Annotated in this window: 17 protein-coding genes and 1 pseudogene; 8 read left to right on the forward strand and 10 right to left on the reverse strand. The window is 72.2% G+C overall.

Annotated elements, in window-relative coordinates; all coding sequences use genetic code 11:
* From ADK57_RS42080 to ADK57_RS52695, 3 genes and pseudogenes are all read left to right on the forward strand, one after another.
* Positions 1-1,119 (forward strand): ABC transporter permease, encoded by a 1,119-nt coding sequence (locus ADK57_RS42080; RefSeq protein ID WP_053755028.1) that lies wholly within the window; start codon positions 1-3, stop codon positions 1,117-1,119.
* A 1-nt stretch (position 1,120) separates the two neighbouring features.
* Positions 1,121-2,164, forward strand: coding sequence for an NAD(P)-dependent alcohol dehydrogenase (locus ADK57_RS42085; RefSeq protein ID WP_053755029.1), 1,044 nt, complete (start codon positions 1,121-1,123; stop codon positions 2,162-2,164).
* Positions 2,127-2,289, forward strand: a pseudogene (locus ADK57_RS52695) (cobyrinic acid a,c-diamide synthase); the annotation flags it as partial. The gene ADK57_RS42085 and the pseudogene ADK57_RS52695, both read left to right, overlap by 38 nt.
* Positions 2,290-2,398: 109 nt before the next feature.
* Here the strand turns inward: ADK57_RS52695 and ADK57_RS42090 are convergent.
* The 3 genes from ADK57_RS42090 to ADK57_RS42100 are packed head-to-tail and all read right to left on the reverse strand — an operon-like array spanning position 2,399 to position 5,238.
* Positions 2,399-3,184, reverse strand: coding sequence for a ThuA domain-containing protein (locus ADK57_RS42090; protein ID WP_053755030.1), 786 nt, complete (start codon positions 3,182-3,184; stop codon positions 2,399-2,401).
* 3 nt (positions 3,185-3,187) lie between these two features.
* On the reverse strand, positions 3,188-3,952 hold the full coding sequence (locus tag ADK57_RS42095; RefSeq protein WP_053755031.1) for an SDR family NAD(P)-dependent oxidoreductase: 765 nt from the start codon (positions 3,950-3,952) through the stop codon (positions 3,188-3,190).
* Between the two features lie 44 nt (positions 3,953-3,996).
* Positions 3,997-5,238 (reverse strand): acyl-CoA dehydrogenase family protein, encoded by a 1,242-nt coding sequence (locus ADK57_RS42100; protein WP_053755032.1) that lies wholly within the window; start codon positions 5,236-5,238, stop codon positions 3,997-3,999.
* 249 nt (positions 5,239-5,487) lie between these two features.
* Between ADK57_RS42100 and ADK57_RS42105 the strand changes: the two genes are divergently transcribed.
* From ADK57_RS42105 to ADK57_RS42125, 5 genes are all read left to right on the forward strand, one after another.
* Entirely contained in the window at positions 5,488-7,026 is a 1,539-nt protein-coding gene (locus ADK57_RS42105) for an AMP-binding protein (RefSeq protein ID WP_053755033.1), read from the forward strand.
* A 78-nt stretch (positions 7,027-7,104) separates the two neighbouring features.
* Positions 7,105-7,710 (forward strand): histidine phosphatase family protein, encoded by a 606-nt coding sequence (locus ADK57_RS42110; protein ID WP_053755034.1) that lies wholly within the window; start codon positions 7,105-7,107, stop codon positions 7,708-7,710.
* Positions 7,711-7,768: 58 nt separating this feature from the next.
* Positions 7,769-8,965 (forward strand): acetyl-CoA C-acyltransferase, encoded by a 1,197-nt coding sequence (locus ADK57_RS42115; RefSeq protein ID WP_053755035.1) that lies wholly within the window; start codon positions 7,769-7,771, stop codon positions 8,963-8,965.
* 45 nt (positions 8,966-9,010) lie between these two features.
* Positions 9,011-10,015: a PDR/VanB family oxidoreductase gene (locus ADK57_RS42120; RefSeq protein ID WP_078973639.1), complete on the forward strand. Its 1,005-nt coding sequence runs from the start codon at positions 9,011-9,013 to the stop codon at positions 10,013-10,015.
* 191 nt (positions 10,016-10,206) lie between these two features.
* A complete protein-coding gene (locus ADK57_RS42125) occupies positions 10,207-10,593 on the forward strand; it encodes a hypothetical protein (protein ID WP_053755036.1) in 387 nt (128 codons plus the stop codon).
* Between the two features lie 53 nt (positions 10,594-10,646).
* Here ADK57_RS42125 and hypE read toward each other — a convergent pair whose 3' ends face one another.
* From hypE to ADK57_RS52700, 7 genes are all read right to left on the reverse strand, one after another.
* Positions 10,647-11,729, reverse strand: coding sequence for a hydrogenase expression/formation protein HypE (gene hypE / locus ADK57_RS42130; RefSeq protein ID WP_053755037.1), 1,083 nt, complete (start codon positions 11,727-11,729; stop codon positions 10,647-10,649).
* Positions 11,722-12,849, reverse strand: coding sequence for a hydrogenase formation protein HypD (gene hypD / locus ADK57_RS42135; protein ID WP_053755038.1), 1,128 nt, complete (start codon positions 12,847-12,849; stop codon positions 11,722-11,724). Before hypD ends, hypE begins: the two co-directional genes overlap by 8 nt.
* Complete coding sequence (locus tag ADK57_RS42140) at positions 12,849-13,151, reverse strand: HypC/HybG/HupF family hydrogenase formation chaperone (protein ID WP_078973640.1); 303 nt, start codon at positions 13,149-13,151, stop codon at positions 12,849-12,851. Before ADK57_RS42140 ends, hypD begins: the two co-directional genes overlap by 1 nt.
* 31 nt (positions 13,152-13,182) lie before the next feature.
* On the reverse strand, positions 13,183-15,573 hold the full coding sequence (hypF, locus tag ADK57_RS42145; protein ID WP_053755039.1) for a carbamoyltransferase HypF: 2,391 nt from the start codon (positions 15,571-15,573) through the stop codon (positions 13,183-13,185).
* Entirely contained in the window at positions 15,570-16,325 is a 756-nt protein-coding gene (gene hypB / locus ADK57_RS42150) for a hydrogenase nickel incorporation protein HypB (protein ID WP_053755040.1), read from the reverse strand. The genes hypF and hypB overlap by 4 nt, the downstream gene beginning before the upstream one ends.
* A 3-nt stretch (positions 16,326-16,328) precedes the next feature.
* Positions 16,329-16,727 (reverse strand): hydrogenase maturation nickel metallochaperone HypA, encoded by a 399-nt coding sequence (locus tag ADK57_RS42155; protein ID WP_053755041.1) that lies wholly within the window; start codon positions 16,725-16,727, stop codon positions 16,329-16,331.
* Positions 16,728-16,870: 143 nt separating this feature from the next.
* A complete protein-coding gene (locus tag ADK57_RS52700) occupies positions 16,871-16,975 on the reverse strand; it encodes a DUF6893 family small protein (RefSeq protein ID WP_420711968.1) in 105 nt (34 codons plus the stop codon).
* Between the last annotated feature and the right edge of the window lie 3 nt (positions 16,976-16,978).

Below are 16,978 nucleotides of genomic sequence, written 5' to 3' on the forward strand. Positions count from 1 at the left end.
ATGACATCCACCCCGACCCGGGCCGCTGAGTTCCGGCCGACCGGACCGGACGTCCCCGCGGTGTCCGCCGCCGGGACGCCGGGTGCACTGGGCCGGCGCGCCGTGGCCGCCCTGTCGTTCCGGAACATCGGCGCCGTCTACGTGTGGCTGCTGATCGCCGTGCTCTTCTCCGTATGGGCGCCGGACACGTTCCCGACCGTCACCACGGTCAAGCAGGTCCTGAACGGCAACGCCGTGGCCGGGCTGGTGGCGCTCAGCGTCGTCCTTCCGCTGGCCGCGCGCGTCTTCGACCTGTCGGTCGCCTTCACCATGTCCCTCACCAGTGTGCTGACCGCCTACTTCCTGGTCTCCACGGGTCTCGGCCCCGGGACGGCGATCGCCCTGGCCATGACCGCCGCCCTGCTGGTCGGGGTGATCAACGGAATCGTGGTCGTGGTGCTGCGGGTCGACTCGTTCATCGCGACTCTGGCCACCGGCGCACTGATCCAGTCCCTGATCACCATGGTCACCAACGACAGCTCCATCACCGGGATCCAGCTGCTGGCCAAGCCGTTCGCGAACATCGCCCAGCTCGACGCGGGCGGCATCACGCTGCCGGTGCTGTATCTGCTCCTCGCCGCCACGGCCATCTGGTTCCTGCTGGAACACACCGCCACCGGACGACGCTTGTACGCGACCGGCTTCAACGCGGACGCGGCACGCCTGCAAGGCGTACGCACCGACCGGCTGCGCTTCCTGACCCTGGTGGCGTCCGCGCTGCTCTCCGGTCTCGCCGGAGTCGTCTTCGCGTCCTCCGTGGGATCCGGATCGCCGACGGCGGGCACGCCGTATCTGCTCTCGGCCTACGCGGCGGCCTTCGTCGGGGCGACCCAGCTGCGCGCGGGCCGGTTCAACGCCTGGGGCACGGTGATCGCGGTGCTGCTGCTCGGCACCGGCATCACGGGGCTCGGGCTCGCCACCAGCGCGCAGTGGGCCGCGAGCCTTTTCACCGGCTCGGTCCTGATCGTCGCGCTCGTTCTCACGGGCGGCCGCATCGCCCTGCCGGCTGTACTGCGCCGTCGAAAGCCAGGGGGCGTTGCCGAGGCTTCCCGGGTGCCCGTCCCGGACCAGGAGGTCTGACATGAAGGCGGTTCAGTACCGCTCCGTGGGCAGCGCGCCGGAGGTCGTCGAGGTTCCGGTGCCCGAGCCGGGCCCGGGCCAGGTGTTGCTGAAGGTGACGGCCGCCGGGCTGTGCCACTCGGACCTGGCGGTCATGAGCTGGCCGGAGGAGCAGTTCCCCTATCCGCTGCCGCTGACGCTCGGCCACGAGGGCGTCGGCACCGTCGCGGCCCTGGGCAGCGGGGTCACCGGGGTCGTGGAAGGCGAGGAGGTGGCGGTGTACGGCCCGTGGGGCTGCGGCCGCTGCCGCAAGTGCGCCGAGGGCAAGGAGAACTGCTGCCCGCACGCCGCGGGGCTCGGCATCATGCCGCCCGGGCTCGGCTCTCCGGGCGCACTCGCGGAGTACATGGTGGTGGATTCGCCGCGCCATCTGGTGCCGCTGAACGGACTGGACCCGATTCAGGCCGCCCCGCTCACCGACGCCGGGCTGACGCCGTATCACGCGATCCGCGCGACCCTGCCCAAACTCGTGCCGGGCAGTACTGCGGTGGTGATCGGCGTCGGTGGCCTGGGCCATCTCGCCGTACAGCTGCTGCGTGCCCTGACCCCGGCCCGGGTGGTCGCCCTCGATGTGAACAAGGAGAAGCTGGAACTGGCGCGCGCCGTCGGCGCCCACGAGACGTTGCTCTCCGACGGCGCGGCGGCGGCCCGGGTGCGGGAGCTGACCGGCGGCATCGGGGCCGAGGTGGTGCTGGACTTCGTAGGGGCCGAGGCGACCCTGGCGGTGGCCGCCGCGTCCGTGGCGGTGGATGGCGATGTGACCGTCGTCGGCATCGGCGGGGGCACCCTCGCGGTCGGCTTCGGCGGCGGTCTGCCGTTCGAGGTGTCCGCCTCGGCTCCCTACTGGGGCAGCCGCCGCGAACTCATCGAGGTCGTCGACCTGGCACGACAGGGGCTCGTCTCCTGCCATGTCGAGACCTTCTCGATCGAGGACGCCCCGCTGGCGTACGAGCGCCTGCACGCCGGGGAGATCAACGGCCGCGCGGTGGTCCTGCCGCACGGCTGAGCCGGGACGGGGTCGTGGTTCTTCGCCCCCGCCGCCCCTACCCGTCCCGTCCCTGGGGGCTGCGCCCCCCAGACCCCCGCTTTCGGCCCGAAGGGCCTCGTCCTCAAACGCCGGACGGGCTGAAAATCAGCCCCTCCGGCGTTTGAGGAGCGGGGTCTGGGGCGGAGCCCCAGAAGGACGGGAAAGGGTAGGGGCGGCGGGGGCGAAAACCCTCAGGGCGGCACCGGGGTTGGTTCAGCTGCCCGCCGGGCTCCTCACATCCACGACCCGCTCCACACACCGCCGCAGCACCGTCATGAACTCCGGCGTAGCCCAAGGCCCTCGGTCCACCCGCCCCGTGTCGTCCACACCGAGGTCCTGCACGTCGTAGCGCCCCCGGCAGTGACCGAGGGTGAAGTAGCAGACCTCGCCGAGCCCATGCCGCTTCAGGTACAGCACGGGACGGGGCGCCCCGTCGAGCGCAACCGTGTCGCCTTCGGCGAACCCGCGGCACGGCCCCGTGTACTCGGCGTGCAGCAGCACCTCCAACTCCCCGTGCAGCTCGCACACGTACAACTCGTCAGTCACCGTGAACGGCTCGATCCCGGCGACCAGCGGATGATCCGGCCGGGTCACCCGTACCTCGTACGGCTCGATCGGCGGATGGGCCAGGAACCGGCTGCCGAGCACCCCTGCCAGCTCGCCGAGGAGCCGCGGCGTGGTGAACACCCGGGGCCCACCGTCGGCCGGCGCCTCGATCACCGAGTTGGTGCCGTGGAGGGCGAGCCAGCGCCCGCCCCGCTCCACGAACCGTGCCAGCGCGGCCCGCTGGGACGGGCGGGGCCGGACATCGCAGGTGTAGGTGACCAGGAGGTCGGCCTGCTCCAGGGCGGGTACGCAGTCGTAGTCCTGGTAGACACCGGTGCGGACTTGGGGGTGGCCGCCCAGCAGGTCGAGCAGCCGCAGCCGCGCGTAGTCGAAGTCGTGCCACCTGCCGCCGCAGACCAGTACGGCGTCCAGGCGGCCGGCCGGGCCCGCCACGACTCAGTACTGGACGCGGGTGAGCAGCCCGCCGTCCACCACGAGGTTGACTCCGACGCAGAAGGAGCCGGTCCGGCCCAACAGGAAGGCCACTGCCGCGGCCACGTCCTCCGCGGTGCCGTAGCGGCCGATCGGCAGCTTGGCGAGGACCTCCTCGTACACCTCCGGGCGGCTGGTGCGGATGGTCTCCCAGGCACCGCCGGGGAAGTCGATCGGGCCGGGTGAGACGGTGTTGACGCGGATACCCTTCGGAGCGAGGGCATGCGCCAGCGCCGAGGCGTGCTGGACGACGGCTGCCTTCAGGGCCGAGTACGAATTGGCTCCGGCCGGGCGGGCGGTGTCGGAGGCGTTGGTGGTGCCGATGGCCACGACGGCGGCCCGGTCGGAGACCTCCAGATACGGCATGGCCGCCTCGACCAGTCCCGCGAACGGGATCAGGTCGCCGCGCAGGCTGGCCTCCCACGACTCGGGGCCCTTGACGTTGCCCGCCGAGACGTTGGACACCAGCAGGTCCAGGCCGCCGAGTTCCCCGGCCGCCCGCTCCACGAAGCCCGCGAGCGCCACCGGGTCGGTGACGTCGACCGGCTCGGCGAACACGGTCGCTCCCTCGCCGCGCAGTTCGGCTGCGGCCTTGGCGAGGGCCTCCTCGCCGCGGGCGCACAGTGCGAGTGCGCAGCCCTCTGCGGCGAGGGTTCCCGCGATCGCCCGGCCGATGCCCCGGCTCGCTCCGGTCACCAGCGCTTTCGCACCTGTCAGTCCCAGTTCCATCGATGTCACTCCTCAGTTGTTGCGGGTGCCGTTGCACCCACGGCTCAGTTGCCGGACAGTCGGGAGAACGGCACCCGGTCGACCCGCGGCTCCCCCGGCAGCTTCAGCACCCGCTCGCCGATCAGGTTGCGCTGGATCTGGTCGGTGCCGCCGGCCAGCCGGTATCCGGGGGCGCCCAGCAGGTGTTCGGTCCAGGCGAAGGTGCCCGGCTCCCCGGTGTCGGCGGCGATCCGGGCGCCCATCAGCTCGGCGGCGACCTGACCGGTGCGGGTGAGCAGGTCGGATGCCATGAGCTTGGTCAGCGACGCCTCGGGGCCCGGCCGCCCGCCGGCCGCGCTCGCCCTGGCGACGCGGTCCACGGTGGCGGCCCGCAGCGCGCTGCGCACGTACAGGTCGGCGAGGCGCTGGCGTACCAGCGGGTCCCCGGTCCGGTGCAGCGAGCACGCGAGGGCGAGCACGTCGTCGAAGGTGCCACCCTTGCGCCGGTTGCCGGAACCGGAGGCGGTGCGCTCGAAGGCGAGGGTGGCATTGGCGACCTCCCAGCCCTGCCCGGGGAGTCCGATCCGCAGCCCGTCGGGGACGCGTACGCCGCTGAGGAAGACCTCGTTGAAGGAGGCGCCGCCGCTCATCTGGCGGATGGGGCGGATCTCCACACCCGGACTGGCCATCGGGACCAGGAAGGCGGTGATACCGGCCTGCTTGACGACGTCCGGGTCGGTACGGGCGAGCAGCAGGCCGTACTCGGCGAACTGGGCGCCCGAGGTCCACACCTTCTGGCCGTCGATCACCCATTCCTCACCGTCCGGACGGGCGCGGGTGCGCAGGGCGGCCAGGTCGGACCCGGCGCCCGGTTCGCTGAACAGCTGACAGGCCAGCAGGTCCGTACGGAGGAAGGCTCGGGCGAAGGTCTCACGCTGCTCCGGCGTCCCGAACAGGGAGACAGACATGGCGACCAGCCGCACCGTGACACTGATCAGCTCGGTGGACGGCGGTACGTCGAACGCCGCCTCCTCCTCTGCGAAGACAGCCGCGTGGGCGGCGGTCCGACCCTGGCCACCGTTCTCCCTGGGGAGGGTGAGGGCCTGGTAGCCGGCGTCGTGCCGGGCTCGCTGGTAGGCGCGGCAGCGGTCGAGCAGCCGCCGCTCCTCTTCGTCCGGGAGGTTGTGGAAGACAGCGAGATCGGCGGCGGTGTGACCGGTGGTCTCGGTAGCCCGCCGGGGTTCGAGCGTCGTGGCCAGCCACTGCCGGACCTCACCCCGCCACTCGTCCACGTTCGGTTGGGGCATGGTGACCTCCTCGGCACACGGGTCCACACGGCACTTACCAGACGGCCGCTTCAGTAACAGTGACTCGGAGCGGAGCAGCACACCTGCACAACGAGGGCGAGTACCTCCGGCTCGGGTCAGAGTGTTCCGTACTTTCTTGATAAACGCTACAGTCTGAACGTCGGCTCTCCCACCTGCCCGGCCGCTGGGCAGACGGGGTGCACCCGCTGGAGCGAGGGAGAGGACGAACCGAGGAGCGCCGGAGGATCCATGTCCCTACAGCCACTCGACCTGCGTGCCCGCGAGCTGCCGAACGCGACCGCCCTGGCCGACGAAACGGAGAGTCTGTCCTGGTCCCGGCTGGCCGACCAGGCGGCCCGCCTGACCGGCCGGTTGCTCGAAGTCGCACCCCGGCCGGAGGACCGGGTCGCCGTCCTGGGCGACAACGCCGTGGCCACGATGGTGGCCCATCTCGCCGGTCTGCGGGCCGGTGTCGGCACGGTGGCCGCCTCCCGGCAACTGACCGCCCGCGAGCTGGTCGACCTGCTCACCGACGCGGGTGCCAAGGCGGTGATCAGCGGCCCGGCGGGCGAGTCGGCCGCCCGGCAGGCGGGCGCGGAACTCGGCCTCCCGGTCGTCGTGCACGGAACGCCGGCCAAGGACGACGCCATCGACTGGACGCAGTGGCTGGCCGAGGCGGAACCGGCGCCGGTGCCCGTCGGCCGCCCAGCCCGCCCGCCGTTGGTCTACACATCGGGCACCACGGGACGGGCCCGCGGCACCGAGGTGCGCTGGGTGCAGGGGCCGGTCACGGACAGCACCGCCTACCTGGAGGCGGTGGCCGCCCGCCCCGGCTTCCCCCCGGGACCACACCTGGTGTGCGGCCCCCTCCAGCACAACGGGCCGCTCACCTCACTGCGCCATCTCGCGGCCGGGCGGCCCGTGGTGATCCTCGGCAGGTTCGACGCGGAGGCGTTCCTGCACCAGGTCGAGCGCCGGCGGGTCACCTCGTCGGTGATGGTGCCGACCCACTTCACCCGACTGCTCGCGCTGCCGGCGGAGGTACGTGAACGCTACGACGTCTCCAGCCTGATGCAGGTCGCGCACACCGGCTCCGCCTGCCCGCCGGAGGTGAAGCGGGCCATGATCGACTGGTTCGGTCCGGTGCTCACCGAGTCGTACGGAGCCAGCGAGGCGGGCACGGTCGCGCGCATCGACAGCACCGAGTGGCTGGAGCACCCCGGTTCGGTGGGACGCGTGCAGCCGCCCTTCGACGTCCTGGTGACCGGCGACGACGGTCGTCCGCTTCCCGCCGGGGAGCTCGGACTGCTGGCCTTCCGGGCGCCGGAGGGCCGCGGCGTGCGCTACCACGCGGACGAGGAGAAGACCAAGGCCGCCTACGTCGCCCCCGGCGTCTTCACCCTCGGCGACATCGGCTACGTCGACCCCGACGGCTACATCTTCATCACCGACCGCGCCGCGGACGTCGTGGTCTCCGGCGGGGTGAACCTCTACCCGGCGGAGAGCGAAGCGGTGCTGCGCGAGCACCCGGGGGTCACCGAAGTGGCGGTCATCGGCGTGCCGGACCCGGACTTCGGCGAGTCACTGCGTGCCCTGGTCGTCGTGACCGACACGAGCGAACCGGCGGACGGGGAACTGGACACGTTCTGCCGCGAGCGACTGGCCGCGTACAAGTGCCCGAAGTCGTACGAAGTCGTCCCCGAACTCGTCCGCAACGCCATGGGCAAGCTCGACAAGCGCGCGATGCGCCGCCCCTACTGGAATTCCGACCGGACGATCGCCGGCTGAGCACCGCTGCTTCCCCGCACTCCTCGGAACTCCACGGAACTCCTCGGAACTCCCCCTACGAAATACGAAGGACCCTTCATGACGGAACTCCTGCTCGTCCGGCACGGTCTTCCCCTCGCCGGCGTGTTCGACCCGGGGCTGTCGCCGGAGGGCATCGCCCAGGCCGAGCGGCTCGCCCCATGGCTGGCGGGCGAGGGCATCGACGCCCTCTACGCCAGTCCGTACCGACGGGCCCGTGAGACGGCGGCGCCCCTCGAACGGCTGACGGGCATGACCGCCGCCGTACTGGACGACCTGCGCGAGTGGGACACCGACGTCTCGCAGCCCTACACGCCGCCGGAGCAGGTCCAAGCGGACGACCCCCGTTCGGTGGCGCTCTCCGAGGGACGGTACGAGGACTTCGTACCGGACCTGGACTGGGACGCCTTCCGGGCCCGGGCGGTGCGGGCCGTGAACACCATGCTGGACGCCCACCCCGGCCGGCGGATCGCCGCCGTGTGCCACGGCGGTATCACCAACACCTACCTTGCGACCGTGCTCGAAATACCCCGGATGTTCTGGTTCCATCCCGGCTACACCTCGGTCAGCAGGGTGCGCCGCATGCCCGGTGGGCGGATCGTGCTGCACTCCGTGAACGAGACGGCGCATCTGGTCGCGGAGCGCGCCGTCGACACCGTCGGCTGACGCCCCCGTTCACACGCTCCCCAGCTCCCCCTTCGACACCCCTCAGGAGGCACCGGACATGCCCGGATCCGTCATCGTCGCCGGAGCGAGAACGCCCATCGGCAAGCTCTTGGGCGGGCTGAGCAGCCTGTCCGCCGCCGACCTCGGCGCCCACGCCATCGGCGCCGCGCTGTCCGCGGCTGGGCTGGACCCGGCCGCCGTGGAGGCCGTCGTGATGGGCCATGTCGTCCAGGCCGGGGCCGGCCCCAACACGGCCCGACAGGCCGCGGTCGCCGCCGGCATCCCGTTCGCCGTACCGGCGAGCACCGTCAACAAGCTGTGCCTGTCCGGGCTGCACGCCATCGCCCTGGCCGACCTCATGGTCGCCTCAGGGCGCCACGAGGTGGTCGTGGCCGGCGGCATGGAGTCCATGTCCGGCGCACCGCATCTGCTGCGCGGATCCCGCACCGGCTGGAAGTACGGGGCGGCGGCCGTCGAGGACGCCCTCGACCGCGACGCGCTGACCTGCGCCTTCGACGGGGTCTCCATGGGCGCGGCCACCGAGCGCCACCAGCGGCCCTTCGCGCTCACCCGCCAGGAGCAGGACGAGTACAGCGCCCTGTCGCACCAGCGGGCCCAACACGCCCAGGAGTCCGGCGCGTTCGCCGCGGAGATCGCCCCGGTCACGGTGGCCGGGCGCCGGGGTGAGACGGTCGTGGCGTCCGACGAGGGCATCCGGCCGCAGAGCACCGCGGAGAGCCTGGGGCGACTGAAGCCGGCCTTCTCCCCCGAAGGCACGATCACCGCGGGCAACGCCTCGCAGCTGTCCGACGGAGCCGCGGCCGTCGTCGTGATGAGCGCGGAACGCGCCCGCCGCGAGGGCCTGACACCGCTCGCCGAGATCGGCGCCTACGGCACCGTGGCGGGCCCCGATCCCTCGTTGCTCGTGCAGCCGGCCGGGGCGGTCCGCGACGCGCTGGAACGCGACGGCCGGCTGAAGGCCGCCGACCTCGACCTGTTCGAGATCAACGAGGCGTTCGCCGGGGTCGCCCTGGCCTCCGTGCGCGAACTCGGCGTCCCCCTGGACAAGGTGAACGTCAACGGCGGCGCGATCGCCCTCGGCCACCCGGTCGGCATGACCGGCGCCCGGCTCGTCCTGACCCTGGCCCAGGAACTTCTGCGACGCGGCGGCGGCACCGGGGCCGCGGCCCTCTGCGGGGGCGGCGGCCAGGGCGACGCACTGCTCCTGCACGTACCGGGCGTGTCAGGTTCCTGACCTCCGCCCTCGTCCCCCACCCGTACGAGACTCAGGTTGACGCACATGACCAACCAACCGCTCCAGGTCTTCCGAGGCACCGAGGCACCGCCGTCCCAGGCGGACCACGGCGAGGCAACTCTCGTCGTGGACGCCCGCATTGACGCCGCCGACGGCATCGTCTCCCTCGTCCTGCGCCACCCGGACAGCGATCCGCTCCCGGCCTGGGCGCCGGGTGCCCACATCGACCTGCTGCTGGACAACGGCCTCATCCGTCAGTACTCGCTGTGCGGGAACCCCGCCGACCGAGCGGCCTGGCAGATCGCGGTACTGCGCGAACCGGACGGCCGCGGCGGTTCCTCGTACGTCCACGACCGCCTTGCGGAGGGCTCGGCCGTACGGGTGCGCGGGCCGCGGAACAACTTCCCGCTGCGCGCGGCCGAGCACCACCTCTTCATCGCGGGAGGGGTCGGGATCACCGCGATCCTGCCGATGGTGGAGGCCGCCGATTCAGCGGGGGCCGACTGGAACCTGTTGTACGGCGGCCGCACCCGCGGCTCCATGGCGTTCCTGGACCGTCTGGCGCGCTACGGGGACCGGGTGCTGATCCGTCCGCAGGACACCTACGGCCTGCTGGACCTCGCCACCTTCATCGGCTCGCCCCGCGAGGGCACGCTGGTGCACGCCTGCGGCCCGGAGCCGCTGCTTCGGGCCGCGCAGGAGCAGTGCGCCGGCTGGCCCTCCGGCACCCTGGGCATCGAGCGGTTCGCCCCGGTCCGCCCCCCGGCCGAGACCGCCGCGGCCGACGTCTTCGACGTGGTGCTCGCCCGGTCGGGGCGCACGCTCACCGTGCCACCGGACCGATCGGTGCTCGAAGTGGTGGAGGAGGCGGGTGTCCCGGTGCTGTTCTCCTGCCGGGAAGGCACCTGTGGCACCTGTGAGACGGACGTGCTGGACGGTACGCCGGACCACCGTGACTCACTGCTCGACGAGGACGAACGCGCCACGGGCGACACCATGCTGATCTGTGTCTCGCGTTCCTGCGGCCCCCGGCTGGTACTCGACCTGTGACCACGGCCCCGGTCGATCGCCGGCGGCGTTCCCGAGGTTCCGTGCGGTGCCGTGCCCCTGTGACCAACCTCCGTGGTCGGACCAGAAGCAGTCACCAACATGCCCGAAATATGACAAGGAGGGATAATTTACCCACCGCGGGTACGCGTGACCGGCGTCCCCTCACCGACCACGAAAAGGCAGATCGGACCATGTCGAAGAAACCACGTTCGTCCGAGCCACCGCACGGAAAGGGCCCCAGCCGTCACCAGGGCACCGGACAGCACGGCTGGTCGCCCGATGTGGACGAGACCCGCCAGCAGGACAACCCGAGCGCCCGCCGCTCCTTCCGTGCCGCTGAGCAGGCCGGTGAAAGAGGCCGGGGCCGGACGAAGTCCCCCGAGGAGACGAAGTCCGTGCCGGGCGACACGGTCGAGAGTCGCAGTGCAAGCGGCGAGGAGTACGGCGACGCGGACGAGAAGGGCAGACGCGACACCGGACGCAAGGGACGCTCCCAGCGCCCCAGCGGCACCAAGGACGCTTCTGCCACGACCGGCGTGGACCCCCAGGACCCGCCGTCCGGGCGCCGGAGGGGTTAGGGCCTGTCCGATCGCCGCCCGGGCGGCCGGCTCCTCGACGAGCGACGCCCCTGTCAGCAGATCCGCGGCAGTTGCTCCCCGATCGGCAGATCGACCACCCGCGTTCCCCCCAGGCCGGTCCGGGCCACGACCATCCCGGGATACGCCTCGACGGCCTCACCGATGATCACGGAGTCCGCGCCCAGAGGGTGGGCCCGCATCGCCTCGAGGACGGCGTCGGCGTACTCGCGCGGGACGAAGGCCACCAGCTTGCCCTCGTTGGCGATGTACATGGGGTCCAGCCCGAGAATGGCGCAGGCGTTGGCCACGGTCTCCGGGACCGGGATGTCGCGTTCCCGGAGGACGACCCCTGCGCCGGAGGCGGCCGCGATCTCGTTGAGCGCGGCCGCCAGGCCGCCCCTGGTGGGATCGCGCAGCACGTGCAGATCCGGGGTGACGGCGAGCATGGCCTCGACCAGGCCACCGAGCGCCGCGCAGTCGCTCGCGATCTCCACCCCGAACTCCAGGCCCTCACGCACGCTCATGATCGCCACCCCGTGGACACCGATGGCGCCGCTGACGATCACCACGTCGCCGGGGACGACCCGCTGCGGACGCAGATCGACGCCCGCCGGGACGAGACCGATGCCCGCCGTGTTGATGAAGATCCCGTCGCCGTGGCCGGCCTCCACCACCTTGGTGTCGCCGGTGGCCACCTCCACACCGGCGGTGCGCGCGGCCGCACCCAGCGCCTGGGACACCCGCGTGACCACGTCCAGTTCGACGCCCTCCTCCAGGATGAATCCGCAGGAGAGGTAGGCGGCGCGGGCGCCGCTCATGGCGAGGTCGTTGACGGTGCCGTTGACCGCCAGGTCACCGATGCTGCCGCCGGGGAAGAACAGCGGCCGCACCACGTAGGAGTCGGTGGAGAACGCCAGCCGGGCACCGCCCAGGGAGAGGACGGCGGCATCACCCATCTGGGCGAGCACCTCGCCCCCGAAGGCGGGCGCGAAGATCTGCTGGACCAGCTCGGCGGAGAGGACTCCACCGCCGCCGTGGCCCATGACGACACGCGGCCGGTCGCGCAGGGGCGCCGGACACGCCCACGCCTCGATGTCCAGGGCGGCGGGGACGGGAAGACCGGTGGTGTCAGACAACGGGGCTCGCCTCCCGGGCCGTGGTGGTGGGCAGGTCCAGACGCCGGTAGAGGTAGTACGCCGCACAGGCGCCCTCGCTGGAGACCATGGTGGCTCCCAGGGGGGTACGGGGGGTGCACAGGGTGCCGAAGGCCTCGCACTCGTGCGGCTTGAGCAGCCCCTGCAGGACCTCTCCGCTGCGGCACTCGGCGGGTTCGGCCGTCTGGATTCCGCCGACCGCGAAGCGGTGCTCGGCGTCGTGGTCGCGGTACTTCGACGACAGCCGCCAGCCGCTGTCGGGGATCACCCCGATGCCGCGCCAGGCACGGTCGGTGACCTCGAAGACGTCCTCCAGCATGGCCCGGGCGGCCGCGTTGCCCTCCGGGCGGACGGCACGGGCGTAGGCGTTGTCCACGGTGTGCTCACCGCGTTCCAGCTGACGGACGGCCCGGCGCACGCCTTCGAGGATGTCCAGTGGCTCGAAGCCCGTCACGACGATCGGAACACGGAAGCGTTCCGCCAGTTCCGGGTACTCCCCCACGCCCATCACGCTGCAGACGTGCCCGGCCGCGAGGAAGCCCTGCACACGACAGCTCGGCGACGACATGATCGCCTCGATGGCCGGGGGTACGCGGACATGGGACACCAGCATGCTGAAGTTCGGGATGCCCAGCTTCCGGGCCTGATGGACCGTCATGGCGTTGGGGGGTGCCGTCGTCTCGAAGCCGATGCCGAAGAACACCACCTCGCGGTCCGGGTTCTGCTGCGCGATCCGCAGCGCGTCGAGCGGCGAGTAGACGACGCGCACGTCACCGCCCTCCCCGCGGACCTGGAACAGGTCCCGTCCCGTGCCCGGCACGCGCAGCATGTCGCCGAAGGAGCAGAAGATCACCTCCGGTCGGGAGGCGATCTCCAGAGCCTTGTCGATGACCTCCAGCGGGGTCACGCACACCGGGCATCCCGGCCCGTGGATCAACTCGACCTCCTCCGGCAGGAGTTGGTCGATGCCGTGGCGGATGATGCTGTGCGTCTGCCCCCCACACACCTCCATCAGCGCCCACGGCCTGGTCACCGTGGCGTGGATGTCGTCGAGGAGCCGACGCGCCAGCTCCGGGTCCTGGAACTCGTCGATGTACTTCACTACTTGCGCACCTCTTCCACCGGGTCCACGCCCGCCTCCGCCTCCGCCATCTCCCAGGCGTCACCGAACTCCTCCTGCAACAGGCCGAGTTCGGCGAAGAGTTCGAGCGTCTGCCGCGCCGACTCCTCGTCCAGCCGTTGCAGGGCGAACCCGACGTGGACGATGGCGTACTCACCGACCTGGAGGTCGGGCAGGTACTCCAGGCACACCTCCTTGACCACGCCGCCGAAGTCGACGTTGGCCATCCGGGTGCCGTCCCGTTCCTCGATGTCCAGCACTCTGCCGGGTACCGCCAGGCACATGAGCCTCTCCTCGCTGTGGGTCGCGCGTTGCTCAGTCGGTGGGAGTGGGAGTGGCCCGGGCGGCCACCATCAGCTGGCCCAGCGCCAGACCGCCGTCGCCCGGCGGCACCAGGCGGTGCCGCAGGACCGTGAAGCCGTCCTCGCGCAGGGTGGCGGCACAGGCCGAGGAGAGCAGCGTGTTGGCGAACACGCCTCCCGTCAGGGCGACCGTGTCCAGCCCGTGCCGCTCTCGCGCCCGCGCGCAGATCCGGTGCACCAGGCCGGTCACGCTCCGGTGGAAGCGAGCCGCGACGATGCCCGGCTCGACGCCCGCGCGCAGGTCGCCGACGATCGCCGCGAGTACGGGTGCCGGATCGGCCCGTACGACGCCGCCCCGGTTCTCCTGTGACGTGTGAAGGGCGAAGTCGTACGCCGTGGTGTCCTCGGCGGGTGCGTGCAGGGCCGCGCCCTCCAGCTCGACGGCGGCCTGTGCCTCGTATCCGGCTCGGTGGCACACACCGGCGAGCGAGGACACGGCGTCGAAGAGCCGGCCCATGCTGGACGTGGGCACACAGTTCAGCCCGCGCTCCAACTGCCGCTCCAGGAGGCGGAGTTCGTCGGCCGGGCAGGCGGCCGTACAGGCGAGGTCGTCGGACCAGCCGATCCCGGCCGCCCTGAGATGGGCCAGTGCCATGCGGTAGGGCCGGCGCACCGCGGCGTCGCCGCCGGGCAGCGGGACGTACGCGAGGTGCCCGAACCGGGTGAAGCGGTCGTAGTCCGCGAGCAGGAACTCCCCGCCCCACACGGCTCCGTCGTCGCCGTGGCCCGTGCCGTCGAAGGCGACGCCGATCACCGGCCGGGTGCCGTCCAGCCCGTGCTCGGCCATCGCGGCGGCGACGTGCGCGTGATGGTGCTGGACGCGCACGACGGGCCGGTGCGCCGCGTTCCGGTCGGCCCATCGGGCGGAGCGGTAGCCGGGATGCCGGTCGGACACCAGGGTCTCGGGCCGCACCCCCGTGATGGACTCCAGCTGCGCCGTCGCGCGCTCGAAGGCCTGCTGCGTGCCGACGTCGTCCATGTCGCCGATGTGCGCCGACAGCCAGGCGCGGCGTCCCGCGCCCAGACAGAAGGTGTTCTTCAGGTCGCCGCCGACGGCGAGGGCCGGCCGCACGGGCAGGGGGAGGAAGACCGGCAACGGGGCGTAGCCACGGGAGCGGCGGATCACCAGCGGCTCCCCGTCGCAGACGCGGACCACGGAGTCGTCGCACGGTACGTGGATCGGCCGGTCGTGCGTGAGCCAGGCGTCGGCCAGGTGCGCAAGCCGCTCCAGCGCCTCGGTGTCGTCGGTGACGATCGGCTCACCGGAGACGTTGCCGCTGGTCATGACGAGCAGCCGGGGGCCGTCCGGGTCGCCGGGCAGGCCGAGCAGCAGATGGTGCAGGGGCGTGTACGGGAGCATCACGCCGAGGTCGGGGCTGCCGGGCGCGACGGCCTCGGCGGGCCGCGGGTCCCCTGCGGTGTACGAAGGCTGCGGATGCCGCCTCATCAGCACGACCGGCCTGGCCCGGCCTTCGAGCAGGCTCCGCTCCTCGGGGCTCAGCCGGACGAGGTGCCGGACGTCGTCCGCGGTCCTGGCCATGACCGCGAACGGCTTGTCGCCTCGCGCCTTCCGGCTTCGCAGGAGGGCGACCGCCGCCTGGTTCGTGGCATCGCAGGCCAGGTGGTAGCCTCCCAGGCCCTTCACGGCGAGGATCGCGCCCCGCGTCAGCAATGTGCGCGCCACGGTGACCGGGTCGGCCCCGTCGGCACTCCTGAGCCCCGACTCCCGGGCGACGACCAGCCGCAGGCGCGGCCCGCAGGCCGGGCAGGCGACCGGCTGTGCGTGGAAGCGGCGGTCGGCCGGATCCGCGTACTCCCGGGCGCAGTCCGGGCACATCGCGAAGCCGGCCATGGTGGTGTTGGCCCGGTCGTACGGCACGCCGGTGACGATCGTGAAGCGCGGGCCGCAGTGGGTGCAGTTGACGAACGGATGGCGGTACCGCCGGTCGGCCGGGTCGGCCAACTCGGCGAGGCAGTCGGCGCAGGTGGCGCTGTCCGGGGAGACCAGGGTGCGGGCCGGTCCGTCGGTGCGGGAGGTGAGGATGGTGAACGCGGTGCCGCCTGCGGGCGGCATCTCCCGGTGGTGGACGGACTCCACGCGGGCCAGCGGGGGTGCCTGGGCGGCGATCCGGTCGCAGAACCGGGTCACGGCCGAGGCGGTGCCCTCGACCTCCACGACGACGCCCTCCGGAGTGTTGGTCACGTGTCCGGCCAGGGCGAGTTCGGTGGCGAGGCCGTACAGGTAGGGCCGGAAGCCCACGCCCTGCACCACTCCCCGGACGGTGACCCGGCGCCGTAGCGGAGTGTCCTCGGTGACGACGGCCGGGGCCTGCGGAGCGCTCACGAGTGGGTGTGGGCCATCGTGCCGGCGGCCTCCGGGTGCGCGTGGGTGTGACCGTGGTGGCGGGGCAGCCGTGCCATGACCGGCGAGTGGACCGGTGCGCCGTCCGCGGCCGCCAACGCCCTGTCGAGCAGCGCGCCGACGCCCTGCCCCCGGCGTGCCGAGGTCGAGATCACCTCGACTCCCGGGTTGACCTGCTCCACATTCACGCGGAACGCGGCCTCGTCGAACTCGACGGCCTGAGCGATGTCGGTCTTGGTGACCACGACCAGGTGGGCGAGGCCGAAGGCGGTGGGGTACTTGAGCGGCTTGTCCTCGCCCTCCGTCACGGAGGCGAGGGTGACCCTCAGCGTCTCCCCCAGGTCGTAGGAGGCGGGGCAGACCAGGTTGCCGACGTTCTCCACGAACAGCAGCCGGGTGTCGTCGGGCAGCCACCCGTCCAGGTGCCCGGCGAGCATGCCCGCCTCTAGATGGCACAGTCCGTCGGTGAGCACCTGCTTGACCGGCACGCCCGAACGCGCCAGGCGCGCCGCGTCGTTCTCGGTGGCGAGATCGGCACTGAGCGCCGCGACGGGAACGGACCGCTCCCGTGCCCGCAGGAGTTCGCGCTCCAGCAGCGCGGTCTTGCCGCTTCCCGGACTGGACAGCAGGTTGACGACCGCGGTCCCCCGAGCCGCGAGGTGCGCGCGCAGTTCGTGGGCGCCGGCGTCGTTCTTCGCGAGTACGGCCTGCCGCAGGTCGACGACACGACACATGGTTCAGCACTCCTCGGAGATCGGTTCGCGGGTGGGAACGTGCGGTGGGCCGCCGTCCTCCCAGTGCACGTCGACGATCTGCAGTTCCCGGCCCGCGAGCAGGTCGGTACGCGTCCCGCCGCACTCGGGGCAGGTCAGCCGGGGTGGCATGCCGACGGCCCATTCGTGTGCGCAGGGTGTGCAGCGGGCCCGCCCCGGCACCGCTTCGGTGACCAGTTCGGCGCCTTCCAGCAGGGTTCCGGCGCAGGCCAGTTCGAAGGAGAAGGCGAGCGCATCGGGTACCACACCGGCCAGTTCGCCCACCTGGAGCCGCACCGATCGCACCGCCGTGACGCCTCCGGCCCGGGTGGCGGCCTCTGCCACCTGGTCGACGACGGCCAGCGCGACGGACATCTCGTGCATCGGTCTCCGTCCTTCCGCAGTCTGGCTCCCGCCGGCCTTCATTAGAGGCGCGCACACCCGGGTCGCACGGCCCGGCACGCCGTCACCGGTCGGCAGGTACGCCGTTCGACGCAACCGCACGGCACACCGGTGGCGACCGCGGTTCACATCCGTCGGATCCGCAGGTAGCGCCTGAGGTCGGGAAGCACCTCGGCAACCAGGGCGACCATGGCGGCGAGGGCCGCTCCGCCGATGACGATCTTCTTCATCCC

It is taken from the genome of Streptomyces sp. MMG1533, assembly GCF_001279775.1.
Lineage (GTDB): Bacteria > Actinomycetota > Actinomycetes > Streptomycetales > Streptomycetaceae > Streptomyces.